Genomic DNA, 2163 nt, shown 5'->3' with positions numbered 1-2163 from the left:
GAAGACGCCGTCTTCCCACCGCCGACCCAGAACGAAGGAAGGCATGACCCGAGCCACTCGTGCGTCCGCGCTCGCCGCGACCACCGTCCTCGCGACGACCGGAGCCCTGCTCACCTGCACGTCCGCCGCCGGTGCCGCCACGGCGACCGTGACCTGTAAGTCGCCCGTCTTCAAAAGGCAGTTCTACGCGAACACGACCTTCTCCGGTACGCCGAAGAAGACCGACTGCGATTCGAAGATCGATCAGAACTGGGGCACCGGCGCCCCCGCCGCCGGGCTGCCCAGCAACTACTTCGGCGTGCGCTGGACGGTCACCCGGGACTTCGGCTCCGGCGGCCCGTTCTCGATCCCCGTCGCGACCCGCGACGGCCTGCGCGTCTACCTCGACGGCACGCGCAAGGTCGACATCTGGAAGAACGTCTCGACGACCCAGACGAAGACCGTCAACATCACCATCCCGTCCGGGACGCACACCCTCCGCTTCGACTTCGTCAACTGGACGGGCGCCGCGAACGTCAAGGCGGACTACCTGCCCCGCACGTCCGCCACCGTCGACAAGGTCAAGCCCCTCGTGCCCACCGGCACCTCCCTCGCGTACGACTCCTCGTACCGGGCCAACTTCCGCTGGACGGCCAACAAGGAGATGGACCTCGCGGGCTACCGCGTGTACCGCCGGCTCCAGGGCACCTCGTACGGCACCAAGCCGCTGGCCACGACGACCTCCACCTCGTACACGGACACCACGCTGCCGAAGAACGGCGCGGTCTACTACTACGAGGTCCGCGCCTACGACAAGGCGGGCAATGAGTCCGCGGGCACGGCGGACAAACCCGTCACCACCGTCGACAAGAGCGCTCCCACGGCGCCGACGGGTCTCGAGGGCAACTGGAAGCCCGGCTACTCCGAGAAGGTCAGCCTCTCCTGGTACGGGAACACCGAGGCGGATCTCGCCGGGTACAACGTGTACCGCTCCACCACCGGCAGGCCGGTCGCGCTCACCGCGGCGAACCGGCTGAACGGCGACAAGCCGCTCAGCGGCTCCTGGTACGAGCAGCCGCTGCCGCAGACCGGGGACACGTACTACTACGCCGTCACAGCGGTCGACACGCACGGCAACGAGTCGGCGGCTTCCGGCACGGCGGAGTTCTACACGCGGGACAAGACGGGTCCCGTGAACACCGCGTACAACGCGACGGCGGTCGAGGACGAGCGCGGGGTCACGCTGACCTGGGACAAGTCGGAGGCCACCAGCGAGGACTTCGTCGGGTACACGGTCCTGCGCTACAACAAGCCGCGCACGGAGAGCGGGCGCACGGTCGTGGAGGTCGCCAAGGGCATCCAGGGCACGTCCTTCACGGAGGCGGCCCCGCCGCCGGGCGCCACGTACTACTACACGGTCGTGGCTGTGGACGGCGCGGGGAACGGGGGCACCCCCTCTGTCGAGATGCCGGTCGCCGTCGCGGGGAACAGCACCCCGCCGCCCCCGGTGACGGGCATGACCGCCACCGCCCGGGAGAACGGCGTCTCGCTGAGCTGGGACGCCAGTGACGACCCCGGTCTCGATCACTACCGCATCATGCGGGGCACCCTCGTCGACGGCGAGTGGGTCTACCAGCCGCTCATCGACTCCTGGACCCTCAGGCCCCAGGAGTTCACGGAGACCCACCTCCTCGACCGTACGGTCGCCGATGGCGAGCAGCTCCGCTACAGCGTCGTCGCCGTCGACCAGTACGGCAACCGGCTCACCCCCGAGACCGGCGCCTCCGTCCAGGACGTCACCGAGCTCGACCTGCGCCCCGACGTCGACGCCGGCCCGGCCGTGGGCGACAACCCGCTCGGCCACCTCAACGGCGACGTGTACGGCTCGGTCCGCTGGTGGCTGGGCAGCGACACGGGCGCCAACGGCAGCAGGGTGACCGGCTTCGCCGTCTACCGCTGGAACCAGTCGACCCACGTCTTCGACAAGGTTGACGTCCAGACGCGCGGTGACATCACCGGCTGGTCGTACGTGGACACCACCATGCCCAAGGGCACGACCACGTACTACCGCGTGACCGCCACCCTCGCCGACGGCACGGAGACGGCCGCCCGCGAGACGGCGATCGCCTCGGTGGAGTAGGTCCCGCCAGGGGAAGCGATGGAGGCGCCCGGCCGGAGTTCCCG

General features: G+C 69.5%; 1 protein-coding gene. It reads left to right on the top strand.

Going from position 1 to position 2163, the window contains the following annotated elements:
- Positions 1-43: 43 nt before the first annotated feature.
- Positions 44-2119: a PA14 domain-containing protein gene (locus ACFU6I_RS48460; RefSeq protein WP_384380943.1), complete on the top strand. Its 2076-nt coding sequence runs from the start codon at positions 44-46 to the stop codon at positions 2117-2119.
- Positions 2120-2163: the final 44 nt, after the last annotated feature.

The organism is Streptomyces sp. NPDC057486 (assembly GCF_042802415.1).
GTDB lineage: Bacteria > Actinomycetota > Actinomycetes > Streptomycetales > Streptomycetaceae > Streptomyces > Streptomyces yanii.
The sequence above is the reverse complement of the archived record's forward strand: the minus strand, read 5'-3'. Positions and strand labels throughout refer to the sequence as shown.

Bases quoted from the DNA above. Each gene is read 5' to 3' on its own strand.
- ACFU6I_RS48460 (WP_384380943.1), top strand. From the start codon at position 44: ATGACCCGAGCCACTCGTGCGTCCGCGCTCGCCGCGACCACCGTCCTC.